14 protein-coding genes are annotated in these 18,808 nt (G+C 40.0%); 6 read left to right on the top strand and 8 right to left on the bottom strand.

Going from position 1 to position 18,808, the window contains the following annotated elements; genetic code table 11:
• Window positions 1-109: 109 nt before the first annotated feature.
• The 3 genes from KDN43_RS08955 to KDN43_RS08945 form a co-directional block, all read right to left on the bottom strand.
• Window positions 110-1,012 carry a toprim domain-containing protein gene (locus tag KDN43_RS08955; protein ID WP_238841631.1) on the bottom strand — a complete coding sequence of 301 codons (903 nt, stop codon included), beginning with the start codon at window positions 1,010-1,012 and terminating at the stop codon, window positions 110-112.
• A 242-nt stretch (window positions 1,013-1,254) separates the two neighbouring features.
• Window positions 1,255-2,469 (bottom strand): VapE domain-containing protein, encoded by a 1,215-nt coding sequence (locus KDN43_RS08950; RefSeq protein WP_238841630.1) that lies wholly within the window; start codon window positions 2,467-2,469, stop codon window positions 1,255-1,257.
• An 11-nt stretch (window positions 2,470-2,480) separates the two neighbouring features.
• Window positions 2,481-2,837 (bottom strand): helix-turn-helix domain-containing protein, encoded by a 357-nt coding sequence (locus KDN43_RS08945; RefSeq protein ID WP_238841629.1) that lies wholly within the window; start codon window positions 2,835-2,837, stop codon window positions 2,481-2,483.
• A gap of 270 nt (window positions 2,838-3,107) precedes the next feature.
• Here KDN43_RS08945 and KDN43_RS08940 point away from each other — a divergent pair, with 270 nt between their 5' ends.
• The 3 genes from KDN43_RS08940 to KDN43_RS08930 all read left to right on the top strand — a co-directional run bounded on the left by KDN43_RS08940 (window position 3,108) and on the right by KDN43_RS08930 (window position 6,883).
• A complete protein-coding gene (locus tag KDN43_RS08940) occupies window positions 3,108-3,713 on the top strand; it encodes a hypothetical protein (protein WP_238841628.1) in 606 nt (201 codons plus the stop codon).
• A 68-nt stretch (window positions 3,714-3,781) separates the two neighbouring features.
• A complete protein-coding gene (locus tag KDN43_RS08935; protein ID WP_238841627.1) occupies window positions 3,782-5,002 on the top strand; it encodes an IS1380 family transposase in 1,221 nt (406 codons plus the stop codon).
• Window positions 5,003-5,470: 468 nt separating this feature from the next.
• Complete coding sequence (locus KDN43_RS08930; RefSeq protein ID WP_238841626.1) at window positions 5,471-6,883, top strand: hypothetical protein; 1,413 nt, start codon at window positions 5,471-5,473, stop codon at window positions 6,881-6,883.
• A gap of 109 nt (window positions 6,884-6,992) precedes the next feature.
• Here KDN43_RS08930 and KDN43_RS08925 read toward each other — a convergent pair whose 3' ends face one another.
• From KDN43_RS08925 to KDN43_RS08905, 5 genes are all read right to left on the bottom strand, one after another.
• Window positions 6,993-7,664: a mobilization protein gene (locus KDN43_RS08925; protein ID WP_238841625.1), complete on the bottom strand. Its 672-nt coding sequence runs from the start codon at window positions 7,662-7,664 to the stop codon at window positions 6,993-6,995.
• Between the two features lie 5 nt (window positions 7,665-7,669).
• Complete coding sequence (locus tag KDN43_RS08920) at window positions 7,670-8,773, bottom strand: site-specific integrase (protein WP_238841624.1); 1,104 nt, start codon at window positions 8,771-8,773, stop codon at window positions 7,670-7,672.
• Window positions 8,757-9,695, bottom strand: coding sequence for a helix-turn-helix domain-containing protein (locus KDN43_RS08915; protein WP_238841623.1), 939 nt, complete (start codon window positions 9,693-9,695; stop codon window positions 8,757-8,759). Before KDN43_RS08915 ends, KDN43_RS08920 begins: the two co-directional genes overlap by 17 nt.
• Window positions 9,696-9,938: 243 nt before the next feature.
• The gene (gene mnmE / locus KDN43_RS08910) at window positions 9,939-11,324 is read right to left on the bottom strand and encodes a tRNA uridine-5-carboxymethylaminomethyl(34) synthesis GTPase MnmE (protein ID WP_238841622.1); all 1,386 of its coding nucleotides are present in this window, start codon (window positions 11,322-11,324) and stop codon (window positions 9,939-9,941) included.
• 83 nt (window positions 11,325-11,407) lie between these two features.
• Complete coding sequence (locus tag KDN43_RS08905) at window positions 11,408-13,075, bottom strand: nucleoside kinase (RefSeq protein ID WP_238841621.1); 1,668 nt, start codon at window positions 13,073-13,075, stop codon at window positions 11,408-11,410.
• A gap of 85 nt (window positions 13,076-13,160) precedes the next feature.
• Here KDN43_RS08905 and KDN43_RS08900 point away from each other — a divergent pair, with 85 nt between their 5' ends.
• The 3 genes from KDN43_RS08900 to KDN43_RS08890 all read left to right on the top strand — a co-directional run bounded on the left by KDN43_RS08900 (window position 13,161) and on the right by KDN43_RS08890 (window position 18,664).
• Window positions 13,161-14,978, top strand: a complete 1,818-nt coding sequence (locus tag KDN43_RS08900) for a Na/Pi cotransporter family protein (protein WP_238841620.1) — start codon at window positions 13,161-13,163, stop codon at window positions 14,976-14,978.
• A 115-nt stretch (window positions 14,979-15,093) separates the two neighbouring features.
• Entirely contained in the window at window positions 15,094-15,432 is a 339-nt protein-coding gene (locus KDN43_RS08895; RefSeq protein ID WP_238841619.1) for a translation initiation factor, read from the top strand.
• Window positions 15,410-18,664: a UvrD-helicase domain-containing protein gene (locus tag KDN43_RS08890; protein ID WP_238841618.1), complete on the top strand. Its 3,255-nt coding sequence runs from the start codon at window positions 15,410-15,412 to the stop codon at window positions 18,662-18,664. The genes KDN43_RS08895 and KDN43_RS08890 overlap by 23 nt, the downstream gene beginning before the upstream one ends.
• Window positions 18,665-18,808 lie beyond the last annotated feature (144 nt).

The following is an 18,808-nucleotide window of genomic DNA, read 5'->3' as shown; positions in this document are numbered from 1 at the left end:
TGCTCACATCGTTACCGATGCAATGCGATTTTCCTGCTTCTTTTGCTATTTTTCAGGCTCTTTTCCATCCCGAGTTGGTTGTTTTTTTTATGTCTCAGAGTATCTGATTTTATAATTTCATCCGTCTGGATTTTGGGATAATTTGAGTGACTTTTTGCCCTTTCATTTGCTTTAAGAATTCGTTCAAATCTTTATGGTTTACATACATTTTTGAGCAGTCGGTTATCGGTAGTTTTAATTGAATGAGTTTTTGCAATGCTTCTTTTCCTGCTTCATCGTTATCCAGATAGGCATAGACTTGTGTATGTTTTGATAAAAAAGGAATGACTTTTTCAAGGTTTCCGGTGCCGTTAAGTACCACCGCAGATTCCGTTGGATGATCTTTTTCTTTCATCGGATAGAGTGTGAGATAACTCAAAAAGTCCATAAATCCTTCAAACAGATTACACGTTGGTGTACCACGGTCAATCGTAGTGATTGTTTTAGGAGGAAAGCAGCCTTTGAACTGAGAGTTGCGTAGTTCATAACCTGCCTTGTCGTTTTTAAACCCAATGGCGTAGTAAACTCTTTCTTTTACACTGTAATATACCGTTGAAAGATGTCTTTTCGCCTGTTCGAGAGGGATGGCTCTTTCTCGTACCAGGTAGTTTTCGAGGTGGGGCGGAAGAAATTGTTCTACTCGGATCAATTTCATCCGTCCGACCGATTCCGATTCGGAAGGAAAAGCGGTCTTGACAATTAAAGGCAAGTCGGCTTTTTCTTCCAACAGTTTAATAGCCTCTATATCGGAGCAGTTTCGCATCTTCATGACCAAATCAATGATGCTTCCTCCTTCTCCGGCTCCGAAGTCTCTCCAGAGGTTCTTACGGTAGTTTACTTTAAAGCTCGGATGCCCTTCGTTACGATACGGACTAAGGTACATTCCATAAGCCGGGTATTCTTTTATTGGATAAATTCCTTGTTCGGCTAAATAGCCTTTGATGGATATCTCTTTTACGTTGTTTGCTTCCATAATCTTTTTTGTTTTTATTTATTTTTCTAAGTTTTCGGGATTTATCTTACTACAGCTTTGTAGTTTTGTAAGTAGTTGACAGTGAAAGAAAAAAGAGTAGAAACACCCTTTATGGTAGTAACTACTACACTCTTAAAAAGTAGTAGGTAGTAAAATGGTCGTAACGTCATTTTTTTGGAGTTACTACGGTGTAATCTTTTTTCTTTCATTGTATTATATCCTTTTGTAGTAAGGTAGTATCTTCATTCATTGTAATAAGTAGGAATAAATGGATTGGGCATTATTTTGCGGATATGATAGACGTACATCGGATTTCCGTTTATGCGCTTTGACTTTCGTTCAAATCCTGCTTTTCGCAATGCTTCTCCCATTCGCTTTTCTTGAAGGTTGAGCGTGGTGTGTGCTCGTAAATAGTTGAGGATTTCAGATGTGGTCATATACGACTCCGATGATTCTTCGGGTTTCTCGAACCCTTTCAACAACATTTCATATTCCACTGTCTGCACGTGAAAAGTTTCGCTCTCGCGGTGCAGCTCGGCGATTTCTGCTTCATCGAACCAATACCGGTATCCTTGTTTCCAAAACCACACGGTTTCGGAAAAAACGTTGTCCATATCAATCCGTTTGGCGGTTTCGATGTCGATATGTTCCACTTCAAAGGGTAGAAAACGGCGACTGCCGGTCGGATCTGTCAGAAAATCGTTGCCGTTGACCGATGCCATAAAACTTGCCAAATGGGGATATTCTTCAATATACACGTCATAGGGTCGGCGATACTTGACACGTGGCGTGGTAATGAGGTTTTTCAGTTCGTTTTCGTCTCGCTTGTTCAATGCTTTCAGCTGGTCGTCGATGTTGATGAAAAGATATTCGGCAATGAGGGTTTGGATGTCTTTGCTTTGCGGATCTATTTTTCCGGTAAACAAATAGTTTTTCAAACTCGAAGGACAAAGCAAATCCAAAAAAGTGGTTTTGAATTTGCCTTGTTCGCCCGTAAGCACCAAGCAGGTGTGATTGCGGCATTGAAAATCATCCATTGCGTTTGCCACAACTGCTATAAGCCACTTCAAGAGATACTGTCGCCATTTCTCGGAATTACGAACGGTTACGCATTCCGCCAAACGGACAATTTCCGAAGGTTTGTTTTCGTCCCATTCCAGCAGTGAATGAAAATATTCCTGCACGGGATTTACTTTGAGGCAAAAATCGCTTTCCAAAATGGCTCGGATATTCTCTGCGGAAGTAGTAATTCCTTGCGAAGCATCCAGCAAACGGCGCATCGAGTTGATGTCGAACTTGGTGAGTGGAGAATACATTTCGTCCGTTGCCGATGGACGAAACTCGGTACGACTTTTTACCGTATTAAAACGAAATTGGTATTTTTCACGCAGAAAGGATTCGATGCGTTCGTTTTTGGAGCGCTTGCCCACATTGCGGTCGGTTTCTTTTGCTTTCATCGACACCATTCTTAATAACGGGCATTTGCTCGCCGTTTACCATTTACAAAGTCTGTGGCATCACGGGCTATTTCTTCTACGGTTTTCTTCCGTCCGTTTTCAATCCATGCGAGGAGTTCATCCTCGAAAAAGTACAGCTTCTTGCCATTCTTATAGCAAGGTATTAACCGTTTTCGTACGAGTGCGTACACGGTGGACTTAGCTTTGCCGATCAGTTTACACGCATCGTCAATCCCAATCGGCACTCGTTTTGGACTAACTGTTGGCAAGTGCGTTTTTTCTACTAATTGCTTGATTTCTGCCACTTCGCCAATCAGATGTGCCACGGCGTTCGGCAGGTTGTTAAAGGAAATTTCATTTGTATCCATAATAATTGATTTTGATGATTACGGTGCAAATGAAATGAGTGATTGGCCTGTGATTAGCAACACTTACAAAAACACAAAGAAAAACACCGGAAGTAGTGAAAATTCTGATTGTTTGTGATTTGTGTTGATAAAATTTGCCTATAAGTATTGACTGAGTTGGGGGGATGTTGTATCTTTGAATTTGCAAAAATTAGATGAGCTTATGCGATTTTTTGGGGAACAGTTAGCCGTCAAACTATTGTGAAATCATAAATTTTACCTTTATGGGTTATGGATGTAAAAACGATAATTAGAACTTCAGCTATAATTTATGCAGAAGAAGCAAAATCAATTTCAAGTAAAACCATTCAAAGAAAAATAATTGAATCTGTTTTTGTTGAAAATGAAAATAAACAATTGACTGTGTATGAAATTATTTCTGAGACAGAACGAATATTTAGTTTATCATTTTCTTACGAAGAAATACATAGTTTAATTAACAATCAAAAAACAAAATCCTTTCATGTACAAATGACTGGAAATAATGCTGAACAAGCATTAATTTCGTTGTCTAACGAAAGATTTCAATTCCTAAAAAACAAAAAGGTTGAAAATAATTTTGACAATTTTATTCAAATTTTCATTGAAAGGTTTAATTACACAACAACAAAAAAGAATGTTGAAAATATAATCCAAAAGTATTTATATGAATTATTAAACACTAACATAAAGTTATATTCAAAGATTATTAAACCGACACCTGAAAAAAATGAGATTACTATCGATTCAACTATTTTTGATCGAGACGAGATTCAAATAATAAATGATTTCTTGACATGGGAAGATACAGAAAAAAACAAAGCTCTTTTTAAAATAATACCTAAAAGTCTCAAATAAAAGTTGCATGTGTCAGATAAAGTATTTATCTTTAAGGTGTTAAATAAAAAATAACACTCACCCGACACATGCAATACAAAAATAGTAAAAAAATCTCATTTACTGCCAGTTCAGTAAAGAAAGAGTTCAGTTCAGAACAATTAACGTCATATTCAGGGTTAAGCGTAACCTCTGATTTTATCAACCATTGCGGCATTTATCGTCGGTTGGAACATCTTTTCCCAACCACCCGGCACAATGCAAGCCGTTTCAGTACAGCCCAAATACTCTCAAGTGTCCTGTTGGCTTCGTTGTGCGGTGTTCACCGTTTGAAGCGGATTGAAAATTTCACCTTTGACGCCTTGGTTTCCCGCTTGTTGAAGTTACCCAAGAACATTGACGAGGACACCATACGCCGCCATTTGACAGGTTTGGGTGAAAGGGGCGCCCGTTCGCTTCACGAGTTGTTATTGGATTTTACCGGCTTGCAAGTTTCCCGTTGCGGGTTAAAACGCGTGACGCTTGATTGCGACTCAAGCACATTTACCGTTTACGGCAACCAACAAGGAGCTGAAGTGGGTTACAACTCGCATAAAAAGGGCGCGAAAAGCTATCACCCCATCTTATGTTTCGTCACGGAGATGAAACTGCTTGTCAATTCGTGGCTCCGCCCGGGTTCAAGCTACACCTCAAACGGCGTTTGTGAATTTGTCAAAGAAACCTTGGCCGCTCTTCCCCAAAAGGTGGAGAAGGTTTTTTTCAGGGCAGACAGCGGCTTTTTCAATGGTGGATTGTTTGATTTGCTGGAAGAGGGCAAACATGAATATTTGGTGAAAGTAAAGCTGAAAAACCTGAAAGATTTGCTTGCCGGGCAGACATGGCAACCGGTTGACCCACGGACGGCGACCTGCCGGTTTATACATCAATGTAGCGGTTGGAGGAATCCCCGCATGTTTTATGCCGTGCGCATCATAAAGCAAATGGTTGAAGTCGATTATTTTGGCGAAAAACAATTTGTACCCGAGTATGAGTACTTTTGCTATTGCTCGAACCTGAAAGGATTGGATGCCTTGCAGCTCCATACCCTTTATGGATCCCGATCAGAGAGTGAGAATTGGATCGAGCAAACCAAAAACTCGCTTTGTGCGGGAAAAACCATCACGCATGATTTTTTGGGTAAACGATATTCTTTGGCAACTTTCGTCATTTGCCTACAGTTTATCGGTGCTCATGCGATACCGGGGCGACTTTTGGGTTTGGCGCCAAGAGCACTCTACCTTCCGAGAATGGTTTATCCGAGTGCCGGGTAAAGTGGTGAAATCCGGCAGGCAGGTCACGGTAAAAATGCCTAAGGAGTATTACCGAAAAGCGGGGTGGCGTGATTTTGAGCAGCGAATAACGACAACGATGACCGGATGACGGATTTTCACTTAATCGTCCATCGCCATCTTTCGTGTCGTAAAAGGGTTTATGACAAGGAATTGCCATGCCTTGGAAGAGTGATAATGTTAATATATATAAAAATGCCACCATAAAAAGTAAATCAACACGTTAAACGTGCAAGAAACAGTGAAGATGAAAAGAAAATAAAACGGTATCTCTCGAAAAAAAGAGAAATTCCGCTTTGAAAACTATTAATTTGAGTTGGGAATTTTAAATGAGATTTTTAAGTAATAAGTTATTGCATTGAGTATGCTCTTGTCGTTAATAATTCCAATGGGGACAATACATATCTGGCTTCGCTTAGAAACAAACAATTCTATCTAGACAACAACTTATTGTATAGAGCTCTAGGGATTAATGGGAATACTCGTAAAGAACGAACTTTGGTTTTTTTCAAAAAATGCATCGACAGTGGACAAGAATTACTTATCTCTAAGTTTTCAAAAAAAGAGTTTATAGATACTATTGAGTATCATATTAATAATCTTAAAAAACTTCCATTTGGGAGAATAGATCCTAAAATATTCAGCAAATACTGCTCTAACCCAAGTCTATATGAGTACTACCATTTTTGGAGAAATGGCAGAATTACATATGGTTTTGATTCTTTTTATGCTTATATAATCGGAGAGTACGAATCTCTATGTAAAAGATTTAACATACTGGAAGATTACAAAATCCCCTACGATGAATCGGATAATGAAATTTTCAATATCATTGAAAAATATAAAGATGAAATAGAAACCACTAAGATATATGGATTTGAACAGTCGCATAGATTTGACGCACAAAATTATTTTTTTATTGAAAAAAAACGTGCCAAAAACAATAAGAATATTCAAGACACAAAGTACTACTTAATTACGACTGACCAAAAGTTAAAAAAATGGGATAATGAACACTCTGCAAACCAACCTATAACACTACTACCAAGTCATTGGATGGGACTTTTGTTAAAGTATTACTCTCGAACTGATGATGATTATAAAAGTTTTGTCAGCTTTTTGAAATTGAAACAACATGATAATTCAATTAATGAACACGAGTTACAAGCAGTATTATCAGGGATAAGTGAGATTACAGAAGACTTTTCACGTCAAAATAAAGCAATGGAAGTTTTAGTAGAGCGAAAATTTACAGGAGTTATTGATTCAAAAAATCCATCTATCATAAAAGAAAATGCCAAATCTTTCACAAAAGATTTATTAGAAAAGGAACTTGAAGAAACTCATATTTCGTATAAGCAACAATTGGAAAGTGTTAAAAAACTGAACGAACAAGAAAAAGAAAAATTACTAGAAAGAAATAAAAAATACATTGATGAAGTTTTGGCAGAGAAGGCAAAAAGTGGACTTCAAGATAAATACGGTGACGTAATTCGAGAAATTAAACGTATCACAACATTAAAAAGAAATGCAGAAGAAAGATTAGAAGAAGTTTATAAAAAGAAAAAATTTTATATATGGACATTTCCTGTGATAATGTCACTCGTTCTTTTTATCTGTGTTCTCATTTTTCCATGGGACGTGATGGAGAAAATAACTTGGATAGTTTCAGCACTAATAATTGGATTAACATATTTATACTTAGCAGTTTTTGGTAAAAGTTTAAACCCTGAAAAATACTTTGTAGAATTAAAAGAGCAGATTAAAAAAAATGTATATCGAGAATTTACTGTAGATTTAAGCGAATTAAATGAACTAAAAGAATTAGAGAATGAGCTAAATAAAAAACTCAACAAAGCGTAAAATTAATGCCGAAACATTAAGGTGAATTAGTTCTGATTTAATCTGACTTAGTATTTACGTGCCTTAACCTATTATGTCCGTTACATGTAAATTGATGCTGCTACCAATTCTAACACAATCGCTCCCACACCAAAATCTTCCCCTTCTTCGGGTCATCTTTTAAATGACTTTTGATGCTATCAACTTCAATATCGTTTAGGTTGTAAGCAAAAACTTTTTTAAGAAACAGAGCAATATCGTCCTGTTTACTCACGTTCAGGTATTTCCAGATATTCCAGCCGAAGTGGTACAAGTCCAAAGCGGATAAGTCTTTTACTTTGATGGGCCGAATGTCAGTCAGCGGAACTTGGTCGGCATACAGCTCCACGTACCGACAAAGCAGTTCCATATCCGCATCCGAAACATAGGGTGCAAATTCCTTTCGAGTATATTGAACAACATAATTAAGCTTTACTCGCTTTTTATTCTCCATTTGTCGTTTTTGTTCGGCACGGATTTCTTCTAAACTTTCCACAATAAGAGGTGGCGTTTCAGATGTTTTAGTTTGAGCCATTTTAGGGAAAAACTTCCTGAGCGTAGCCGTGAAAAGTCCATCAATAAATATCGTAAGTATGGCATATACAATCACGCCAAACGCCGTAACTACCCAAAATACGGTGTTCGCCGTAAATTCATCCACACCTGCGCCAATGACAACCAATCTCACTCCCGCTCCGATAAGCACGCAAACTACCAAAACAGACAGGTAAACTACGACATGTTCAAAATAATTCGATTTCATAGGGTTTATTTTAAACTGATTTTATTTGCAGACGCCCGTTTTTTTTCATTCACCAAATCAGCGTAAATCTGTGTGGTTGAGACGTTTTTATGGGTCAGCATTTTACTTACGGTGTAAATATCCGTACCCAGTGCTATTTGTAAGGTTGCGAAAGTGTGCCGGAAGCAATGATAGGTAATATGCTTAGTAATTCCTGCGCTTGCCACCCACTTTCTCAGCGGTTCATAAATCATTGACCTACGCAATCCCTCAAAAACTTTTCCATCCTGTCGCTCGCCACAAAGCTCCAAAGCTTCGTCGCTAATCGGTAAAGTAGTTTCGGTTTCGGTCTTTTCAGTACGTATCCGCATACAATAACCGCCCTCGGAAGCCGGAAGAATATCCCGCCAATGTAAGTTAAGAATATCGCTAATCCGTAATCCGGTAAGGCAGGAAAATAAGGATGCCGATTTGAGAACCGGAATATCGCAAGGCGTATTTGCCAGTTTTTTTAATTCATCCAGTGTGAGGTATTCCTTTTTCACATCCGTAAGTTCAATGCTTTCTAAATAATCATTTAAGTTTTCACGAAACATTTTATCCTTATATGCAATTTTCAGCAATGCTCTAAAAGTAGAAAAGTAGCCTGCTGCAGAATTTTGGGAAATCTTCATTTTAGGGCGTTTCAGTTGTTTTCCATCCAATAAATAGTTCCGGAATTTATTACACAAATCCACATTTACCTCACCAAAAGTGCATTTCCCTTTGACAAAATTACTGAAATGAAGATAGACTTTCATCCACTTTTGGTCTTTCTTTTGAGCAACTTCTTTAAAATAAGCCAGAAAATCGGCTTGTTTCTTACTTTTATCTAGAAAATCATACTCCTCATTTATAATCGATTGCGCCCTTAACCCACGAATAACTTCTGCTTTCATCCACATATCTTGATTGAATTCGCGTTCCGTTTCATTTTTTGGTTTCACATAAATATAGATACCCAAGGATTCTCTACGAGTCATTCGCATAGAAAAAGGGTCTCGAATGGGTGGATAAAAGTCCAAATAGAGACTCTCTTTACCATTTGCCACTGCTCGTTTTCTCAATGTAACTTTAGGAATTCGTGCCATAATCAATTGATTTTTCAAATAATTTATCTAATTCGGGTTTTGAAATCTTTATATATCTTCCCTCCTTTATTTTTGTTACTTTGTGATATTTAATGTAATGATAAAGCGCATCACGAGTTAGATTATATTTTTGCATTGCTTCTTTAACACTATAAAACTCAGATGTTTCGTATCCTTTTGCTGTATCAAAATGATTTTTCGAGTAAAACACATTACGTCCAATTTTTTTACGAGGAATATTGTTTTCAGAAACAAAAGAATAAATTGCAGCTTTTGTAAGATTATACTTTTCCTGAATATCTTTTACACTATACCAGCTATCGATTTCATGTACTAGTTTATCAACCTTACTTTCAAAATAACGTTCTATATGCTTTTTACTAAAATGAGATTTTCCTCTTATCAATGTTTTAGGGATGTTATTCTCTTTTGCAATTTTAAATATCCAAGAATCCGTAACGTTAAACTTGCCTTTTATTTCTGAAACCGTATATAAATCTGATATAGGTTTACTATTATTTAAAGGACGAGCTTTATATGGTTCTGGGTTTTCAAATAATGCATCTATATCCTTACGACGAATAAAAGTTTTACCTTTAGTTTGAAATGCCAGCAACAGACCTTTATGTAAATAACGATAAATAGTAGTTCGCCCAACACTTAAAAGAACAGCAGTTTCAGAAACCGTAAGATAGTCCTTATTCTTAATTTCTTCATATTTTTCAGCTTTTTGTTCGATTTCCTGCATGGTCTTATAATCTATTGCTGAAACTTTAAATTTCCTCTTCCGTTCTTCTCTTTTAGAGTGTTTATAAGACTGAGAATTACATCTATGAGAGCAATAACGAGTAGTCATGGTTTTTGCTATAAATATTTTATTGCACCATTCACATTTTTTCTGAACTTCTAATTTTGAGCTCATAATTTATCTCTGTTTTTGTTTCATCATGTTTCATAGTGTTTCATAGTGTTCCATTATATACCACTTAGGTCAACATATTTATTTTTTGAGTTGTTTTTTGGAACACGATACAAATACGGTACAAAAGTATGTATAACATATCATATTAACAAGCAGTAACGATAATATTTAAAACAATAAACCCGCTAAATTATAGCGGGTTGTAATTATTTGTAGTCTTATATAGCATTGATTATAAGGCATTTACTTGCCTATACAAAACTTGGAGAAGATGTTGCCCAGAATTTCATCGGTGGAGATCTGCCCGGTAATTTCGCCAAGGAAAAACATGCACTCACGGATATCCTGTGAAATAAAGTCGTGGGTAATACCGGTTTCAAGCCCATGCTTTACACGGCGAATAGCCTCCAGTGCTTTGCTCAAGGCCTCATAATGACGGAGATTGGTGACAATCACATCATCTTCGCCAATAGAAGGTATAGCAAAAGCTTTTACCAGCAGTTCCTGAAGACGATCGGTATTGTAGTTAGCTTTCGCTGAAATAAAGAGCCTTTCGCCCTCTACTTCAGGAAGGATAGTCCCGAATTCGTCAAGTTGATCATCCGGAATTAAATCGGCTTTGTTAAACAGCAGGATCACATGCTTGTCTTTCAGCTTCGGTATAATGGATGTTGCCAGCGCTGCGATCTTTTCATGTGGTGTTGTAAGGTCTATCATCCACAAAACTATGGATGCCTGTTCTATCTTTCGGAACGTACGTTCAATACCCATCGTTTCAATAGCGTCGGAGGTTTGCCGGATACCAGCGGTGTCAATAAATCTGAACAGGACTCCTCCTATGTTCATGGTATCCTCAATTACATCGCGTGTGGTACCATGGATATCGCTAACGATTGCTTTCTCTTCGTTAAGCAGCAAATTGAGCAGGGTAGATTTGCCTGCATTGGTCTCCCCGATGATTGCAACGGGGATACCGCTCTTGATAGCGTTACCAAGCTGGAAAGAGCCGGCCAGCCGATTGATTTCCCTTTCAATCTCTTTGGTGAGCTCATAAAGCTTATCACGGTTGGCAAACTCAACATCCTCCTCTGAAAAATCGAGTTCCAGCTCAATCAGTGAAACAAACTGCAGCAATTTATCTCGCAGATCGGCAAGCTTTTGAGCGAAACCACCACGCATCTGGTTCATGGCCACCCTGTGCGATGCCCTTGATGTGGATGAAATCAGGTCAGCCACTGCCTCAGCCTGGCTCAGATCAAACTTCCCGTTGCGAAAAGCACGGCGTGTAAACTCACCTGCAAGTGCCATTCGCGCCCCTTTGCTAAAAAGCAACTCCACTATCTTCTGTTGAATATATATCGAGCCATGACAGGATATCTCCACACTATCCTCCCCTGTGAAGGAGTGCGGAGCATGAAAAACCGTTACAAGCACTTCATCAAGCACTTCACCGTCAGACTGTATCCGCCCGAAATGTACTGTATTGGCAGGTGCCTCTGCAAGCCTGTTTCCTGAGGGAGAGATAAAAACGGTATCGGCAAGGGCAATGCTCCCCTTTCCGGAAAGACGGACTATGGCAATGGCTCCCATGCCGGGAGGAGTGGATATAGCGCAAATGATATCATTCATATAATAACGAGTGTGAAGAATGCTGCGGGATGCTATGCTTTGAACTTACGGATAAACAAACCACAACACGAAAACAACTAACATCAATACCGGAAGCTGCTTCCCCCTAAAAACTCCCTTAGAAGCGAGGTAGGCGGTAGTTCACGATCGGTGATATAATTGAAATAGTTCAAAAATTTGAGCAGCCGGTAAGCTTCTGAATACTCTGGTACTGTACGTGGTACACGCATGAGAATTGGTTCAACATGGCGGCGGATGGCGGCCAGTTCATAGATCATTGCGGAATTGAACATCACATCTGCATTCTCCTGAAAAGGGAAAATCCATTTTTCTTCACCACGGCGTACGCTGTCCCACCGAGATATTGTTTGTTCCGCTGAATAACCGCGATAGCGGTAATCACGCACAATACGGCGTATGAGCCGGTTGTCGGAAGCAGGTATCCAGTTGTGCTCGTCGAGTGAGATGGTTGTCAGAGCCGACACATACACCATGAATTTCTTTTCGGCTGGTATGTGTGCCGTAAGTTCCGGATTAAGTCCATGAATGCCCTCGACGATAAGAAGGCTGTTTTCATCCATCTTTAGATAGTTCTTTCTGAACTCCCTTTTACCGGTGACGAAATTATAAAAAGGCAGTTCAACCTCCTCACCCCGCATAAGTGCGAGCATATGCTCTTCGAAGAGTTCCAGATCGAGTGCATAAAGCGACTCGTAGTCTTTCTCTCCATTCTCATCGAGGGGAGTTTTGTCCCTGTCAACAAAATAATCATCGAGCGAGATGCCAACGGGCCTAAGAAGATTCACAAGAAGTTGTATCTCAAGCCTTTTACGGAAAGTGGTCTTTCCCGATGATGAGGGCCCAGATATCAGCACCACACGCACACCTTCCCTGAAACGGTTTGTTATCTCTTCTGCTATCCCGGCAATCTGTTTCGCCTGATATGCCTCGGCCACCTGAATAACTTCCGACATGCGATCGCCACGTTTTGCCATGTTCAGATCACCCACGTTATCAAGACGGCTTATCTTAAGAAACTTCAGATGCTCGCGATACACATTCAGCAACTTATCTTGTTGAATTTCGGGCTCAAGCTCTACAGGGTTTTCACGGTTTGGCACCCTCAAAAGATAACCTCCGTTATAGGGCTGAATATCGAACATGGTTATATAACCGGTCGATGGTGTAAGGCACCCGTAAAAATAGTCGATGTAATTATCAAGCATCGAATAACGAGCATACAACATATCTGCTGTTTCCAGCAATCTTGCCTTTCCCTCCATACCCAAATCACGGAAAAGCTGTACCACTTCAGGCGTCTCCTTCTCCACCTGAACAAAGGGGATATCGGCCTCCACTATCTCCCGCATCCTTTTACGTATAGCATCAAGCTCGGGTTTGCCTACCGGCACTCCAGCCTCTATCTGAAAATAATATCCTTTCGCAACAGCATGTTCAATATACATTTCGGCGTTGGGTAACAAATCATCAACCGCCTTTGCCAATATAAAACAGAGTGAACGCACATAGGTGCGCATAGCCGATGAATTACTTAAATCGACAAATTCTACTGTTTTAGGGCGAAAAACACGGTAGGAAAGAGATTCTGTTTTGTTGTTGACTTTTGCATTCGCAATTAAATAAGGCGATTCAACCTCAAAAACATCAATTAGTTCTTCCAACGATGAACCAATTTTCACATTCTTGTAATCATTAGTGTTTATACAGTGAACACGAACGGTTTCATTCATAATGTTGATTTCTAATTTTCACATTAATTCCCAAATAGATTTATTTTTTCTATATTTGCACGCTAATATACGCTATTTTCTGAACATGGACTACAGTTTATTCGATTTTTTAAGGCTTGTAGGGGCATTGGCCCTGTTTCTGTATGGGATGAAGATCATGAGCGAAGGTCTGCAAAAGCTTGCAGGCAATAAGCTCAGAAATGTTTTGTCCGCGATGACGAAAAACCGTCTGATGGGGGTCCTTACCGGGATGCTTATCACAGCGCTCATCCAATCCTCATCTGCTACAACTGTTATGGTTGTGAGTTTTGTTAATGCAGGCTTGCTGAGCCTGATTCAATCCATTGGCGTGATAATGGGAGCCAACATAGGAACCACAGTCACAGCATGGATGATATCATTTTTCGGTTTCGGGAAGTTCTCAATAAGTGCTTTGTCTATTCCGTTAATGGGTATTGCACTTCCTCTCATTTTTTCTTCAAAGAGCAAGAACAAATCTCTGGGCGAATTCATTTTTGGATTTGCCTTTCTTTTTATGGGACTGGATTTTTTGAAAGATTCCATGCCCGACCTCCAAAACGATCCTGAAGTTTTGTCGTTTGTGCAAAATTTCACAGACATGGGGATCGTCTCTACTCTATTTTTCCTGCTGGTTGGAAGTATACTAACCATCGTTGTTCAATCTTCCAGTGCTACAGTAGCACTTACCCTGATTATGGCGGTAAAAGGATGGATAGATTTCCCAAGTGCTGCAGCAATGATTATGGGGGAAAATATTGGGACCACTATTACTGCCAACCTTGCAGCCATTCCGGCAAACATCTCCGCTAAAAGAGCTGCTTTTGCACATTTCATGTTCAATGTGCTGGGGGTTATCTGGATGCTGTTCATATTCAAGTTTTTTGTGAATATGGTAGATAGTATTGTTGCTAACTTTTCATCTGTCCACCCATCTGAATTGCCATCATTTATCGCCTCGCTAACACCGGAACAATACGCACAGGTAACTAACCTCCCAAAATCGGAACTTTCACCTGAACTTGCATCACTCCACGACAAATATCTCAGCTTCCAGGCTGCTACATCATATGGATTATCGCTGTTTCACACGATGTTCAATATTTGTAATGTTTCAATCATGATCTGGTTTGTAAAATTGTATGAAAAAATTTGTCTCACCCTTATAAAGCCGAAGAGCGGAGAGGAGGAAGATGAGGAGTTCATACTGAAATATATATCTACTGGCATGTCCTCTACAGCCGAACTTTCAATTATTCAGGCTGAAAAAGAGGTAGAGGTTTATGCTTACCGTGCAAGAAAGATGTTTGGTTTTGTGAAAAAAATGACCAATATGAGTCATAATGACAAAAAGTTCCTTAAACTTTACAACCGCACGGAGAAGTATGAAAATATTTGTGACCAGATGGAGGTTGAGATAGGCTTGTATCTGAACAAAGTTTCAGAAGGAAGGCTGAGTAATCAAAGCAGGGAGCATGTACGTTCAATACTCCGCGCTGTGACTGAGATAGAAAGTATAGCCGACTCCAGTTGTAATATTGCCAGGCACTTAAAACGGAAAATGGAAGCAGACGTTGTTTTTGAAGATATCATTATTGATAATATCAATTCAATGTACAACTTGCTTGACAAGGCTCACGAAAATATGCAGGCAATGCTGAAGAATAAAAAAATATCTGAATCAGATCTGTTAAACAGCAAGCAGATGGAGAAAATTATAAATGAAAAACGGAACAATCTTAAACGTGAGAATCTGGACAATGTAAACCAAAATATTTATTCCTATCAGAATGGTGTCTTCTATATGGATATAGTCTCGGAATGTGAGCGTATGGGCGATTATATAATAAACGTGATTGAGTCGATAGAGGTGAAACATAGTTAAAGATGATGTTTTTTTTTCTCATAAACCGGGAAAAATATATCTTCGTGTCTAAGACTTATAATGCGATATTTTGTATGCGCCATAGTCTGCTGTAACAGATAAATTCCTTAACAACATGAATGACTGGAAAAAGAGACTTGACATTGTCTATTCTACCAACCCCGATTACCACTACATGAAGGAGGGACAGGAGTATGAAGAGACACTGCCAAAGGAAAAACAGATGCTGCGTGTCAGCCTCGATAAGCGTAACCGCAAAGGAAAGGCTGTAACGCTTATAACCGGATTCACCGGAACTGAAGAGGACCTGCAGGAGCTTGGGAAGATGCTGAAGATAAAATGCGGGGTAGGCGGTTCAGCCAAGGAGGGAGAGATCATTATCCAGGGCGATCATCGCGAGAAGGTACTGGGAATTTTGCAAAAAGAGGGATATGCAGGGTCACGTATCATCTGACCGGCCCTCGGTACATGTAATCAAAGCATCAGCAGGATCGGGGAAAACGCACCGCCTGACAGGTGAATACCTCCGTCTGCTCTACTCCGGGACAAACAACTACAGGCATATTCTGGCGGTTACCTTTACTAATAAGGCGACTGATGAGATGAAATCACGAATCGTTGAAGAACTGCACCGGCTGGCATCGGGGAAAAAATCTACCTACCTGAAAGAGCTGATGAGTGATTTTTCGATGAGTGAAATTAGTGTTCGAAAACAGGCAAAGGTTATTTTAGAAACAATTCTCCACGACTACTCAGCTTTCTCAATCAGTACTATCGACCATTTTTTTCAGCAGACCATGCGTGCTTTCACGCGTGAGATTGGACTGGGTGGCGGATACAATATAGAGGTGAATGAAACGTCACTCCTTATGGAGGCTGTAGACCTGATGCTCTCGGAACTGGATAAACCGGAAAACAAAGCTCTTGCCGACTGGTTGTTGCGGTTTATGCAAAACCGCATTGAAGAGGGAAGAAGCTGGAAAATAGGCCAACAGGTGCTGGAGCTGGCAAGACAACTGTTTAATGAGACTTATAAATCGCTCTCCGACAGAGAGATGGAGACAATCTGTGACAAAGGTCAACTCGAAGTGTACAAACAAATGCTTGTCCGTATTGTAAAAAGCTACGAGAACGAGTTGAGATCGATTGGCATAAAAGCGCTCTCTGTCATGGAGCAATACGGCCTGGGATACGATGACTTCAAACATAAAAGAAATTCCGGCTTCATGCTGTTTGTGAAGCTGGCTAACGGAATTGTGGAGAAACCTTCAAAACGGCTAATAGCACTTGCAGACAACATCGACCTTTGGTTTAGCAACAGTGAAAAAGAGGCCGACATAAGATCGGCCTACGATTCCGGATTGAATGAGTGTGTGAAAGATATAATATATCTGTCTGAAAACGACCGTGAATACCAGACGGCAAAACACCTTCTGCGTAATTTCTATACCCTTGGTATACTTAATGATATCAAAACACGGCTGAATAAGCATCAACAGGAGACTAACACGCTGTTCCTTTCAGACACTACTGAATTGCTGAACAATATCATTGCCGGAACTGATTCGCCATTTATCTATGAAAAAACCGGTACGCGGATCAACCATTATATGATAGACGAGTTTCAGGACACATCTGTTATGCAGTGGCAGAATTTTAAGCCGCTTATTGGCGAGAGCCTTGCATCGGGTAATTTTAATCTTATAGTGGGCGATGTGAAACAGAGCATCTACAGGTTTCGCAATTCAGACTGGCGGCTGTTAGAGGAACAGGTAGACGATGATTTTCATCCGGAGAATATCCAGAAACATATATTGGATACCAACTGGCGCAGCGATGCTTGCCTGGTACAGTTCAACAACGCTTTTTTCTCTAAATCACCATTAATTCTTCAGAGTGATTTTAACATGTCGGTGGAAACGGAACAGGATAATAACCCGGGCCCATCAGGCGATTTGATGATTACTCATGCATATGCCGATGCATTTCAACATATTCCTCCACAAAAACCTGAGGGCGAAGGACAGGCGAAGATCACCTTCCTGAAAGATGATAAGGAAACTGACTGGAAAGCTGAAGCACTGGAACGGTTGCCGCACGAGATTGAGTCGTTGCAGGATCAGGGCTTCGCACTTAAGGATATCGCCGTTGTGGTACGGCGGAATCATGAAGCTGTACAGGTAGCTGAAACATTGCTCACTTACAGGGAACAGCACCCTGAATCACCATACCGGTACGATATCATATCAAACGAAGCGCTGATAATAGGTAACGCACAAAGTATCAAAGCGGTCATCGCGCTGATGCGCTACTTAAGAAACACGAAAGATAAAGGCTGTCTTATGATGGCGGTGTATGAATATTTCCGGTTCAGCATGAACTGCACCCCAGGCGAAGCGATACGTAAATTTAGTGAAGAGGCTTCCGGAGATTTTCCCGATGAGCTGAAAATTCATATCAACAGGCTGGCTTCTCTTCCTTTGTATAACATGGTTGAACGTTTTTTCTCGCTTAATAACGGCTCGCTCAACATGAAAGAAAATGCTTACATACAGGCATTTTTGGATATTACCCTCAAATTCTGTACCAACAGCCCTGCAGACTTGAATAATTTTCTCGATTGGTGGGATGAAGAAGGTTACAAAAAAGCTCTTTTTTCACCCGAGGGACAGGATGCAATCCGCTTGATCACAATACATAAATCAAAGGGATTGGGATTTGGAGCAGTCATAATGCCGTTTGTAAACTGGGATGTGGATCACAATCAACATCACACCAATATCATATGGTGTAAACCCAATGTGGCACCGTTCAATAAGCTTGGAGTAGCACCTCTCCAATACAGTAAAGGGCTCTCGGGGACCATTTTCAGAGATGACTATCTGGAAGAAAGACGTATGTCATATATCGACAATCTGAACCTGCTCTACGTCGCATTTACCCGTGCAAAACATCGCCTGATAGTTTTTGCGCCCATCCCCAAAAAACCAGGAACCATATCCAATGTTGCCGATCTGCTTTGGCGAACCATAACTGATAAATCTATTCCACATAATTCTGAAAAAGGAGAGATATTACTTGATGATTACTTTACTGAAGATGAGAACGAATCGTCTTTCGTGTTAGGACAAGCTGACGTTATAATAAAAGAAGATGAAGAGAAAGCGGTTATGACATATACTACAGGCGAATGGCGGTCTGTGCCTTTCGACAACCGCCTAAAGATGCGCCTCAACTCTACAGGGTTCTTCTCCGGCGATGGTAGCCGCGATTACGGCAAGCTGATGCACGATGTTATAAGCAATGTAAAAACATTTTCCGATATTCCAATTGCAGTAGAAAAAAAGATCTCGGAAGGAGAGCTAAATGAACGTGACAGGGAAAGCGCTATACGCGAAATGACAGAATTCTTGTCACTTCCAGATATTGCAGATTGGTACAGCGGCAGTTACACCGTGCTCAATGAGGTACAGGTACTGCATCCTCGCATCGGATTCAGGCGCCCCGACAGGGTAATGCTGGGCAACGGCGAGGTGATTGTAGCCGACTATAAATTCGGCGAACTTGAAAGCCCGCAATACATCCGTCAGGTAAGGCAATACGTTAAAACCATAAAAGAAATGGGGTACAGTAATGTAAAGGGATATATCTTCTATGTTAAACTGGGCAAAATTGAACAGGTTTAGTACGCAGACAAGAAAAAAATAAAAAAATCCGGCAGGCCGCAATAAATATTTCTTTGCAGGAGTTGGCCTGACGGATCATACGCATCGGTATTATGCGCTTTGGATAATCTTAAAACAATTAACTTTTATACTTAATCAATTCGA

This window comes from Proteiniphilum propionicum (assembly GCF_022267555.1).
Classification (GTDB): domain Bacteria; phylum Bacteroidota; class Bacteroidia; order Bacteroidales; family Dysgonomonadaceae; genus Proteiniphilum; species Proteiniphilum propionicum.
Note: the sequence above shows the minus strand (reverse complement) of the source record. Positions and strands in the feature narration are given on the sequence as shown.

What these genes read in the sequence shown, in the direction of transcription:
- KDN43_RS08945 (WP_238841629.1), bottom strand. Translation starts at nt 2,837, where the DNA reads ATGGATACAAATGAAATTTCCTTTAACAACCTGCCGAACGCCGTGGCA.
- KDN43_RS08940 (WP_238841628.1), top strand. Translation starts at nt 3,108, where the DNA reads ATGGATGTAAAAACGATAATTAGAACTTCAGCTATAATTTATGCAGAA.
- mnmE (WP_238841622.1), bottom strand. Translation starts at nt 11,324, where the DNA reads ATGAATGATATCATTTGCGCTATATCCACTCCTCCCGGCATGGGAGCC.
- KDN43_RS08955 (WP_238841631.1), bottom strand. Translation starts at nt 1,012, where the DNA reads ATGGAAGCAAACAACGTAAAAGAGATATCCATCAAAGGCTATTTAGCC.
- KDN43_RS08915 (WP_238841623.1), bottom strand. Translation starts at nt 9,695, where the DNA reads ATGAGCTCAAAATTAGAAGTTCAGAAAAAATGTGAATGGTGCAATAAA.
- KDN43_RS08890 (WP_238841618.1), top strand. Translation starts at nt 15,410, where the DNA reads ATGCAGGGTCACGTATCATCTGACCGGCCCTCGGTACATGTAATCAAA.
- KDN43_RS08920 (WP_238841624.1), bottom strand. Translation starts at nt 8,773, where the DNA reads ATGGCACGAATTCCTAAAGTTACATTGAGAAAACGAGCAGTGGCAAAT.
- KDN43_RS08900 (WP_238841620.1), top strand. Translation starts at nt 13,161, where the DNA reads ATGGACTACAGTTTATTCGATTTTTTAAGGCTTGTAGGGGCATTGGCC.
- KDN43_RS08925 (WP_238841625.1), bottom strand. Translation starts at nt 7,664, where the DNA reads ATGAAATCGAATTATTTTGAACATGTCGTAGTTTACCTGTCTGTTTTG.
- KDN43_RS08895 (WP_238841619.1), top strand. Translation starts at nt 15,094, where the DNA reads ATGAATGACTGGAAAAAGAGACTTGACATTGTCTATTCTACCAACCCC.
- KDN43_RS08935 (WP_238841627.1), top strand. Translation starts at nt 3,782, where the DNA reads ATGCAATACAAAAATAGTAAAAAAATCTCATTTACTGCCAGTTCAGTA.
- KDN43_RS08905 (WP_238841621.1), bottom strand. Translation starts at nt 13,075, where the DNA reads ATGAATGAAACCGTTCGTGTTCACTGTATAAACACTAATGATTACAAG.
- KDN43_RS08950 (WP_238841630.1), bottom strand. Translation starts at nt 2,469, where the DNA reads ATGAAAGCAAAAGAAACCGACCGCAATGTGGGCAAGCGCTCCAAAAAC.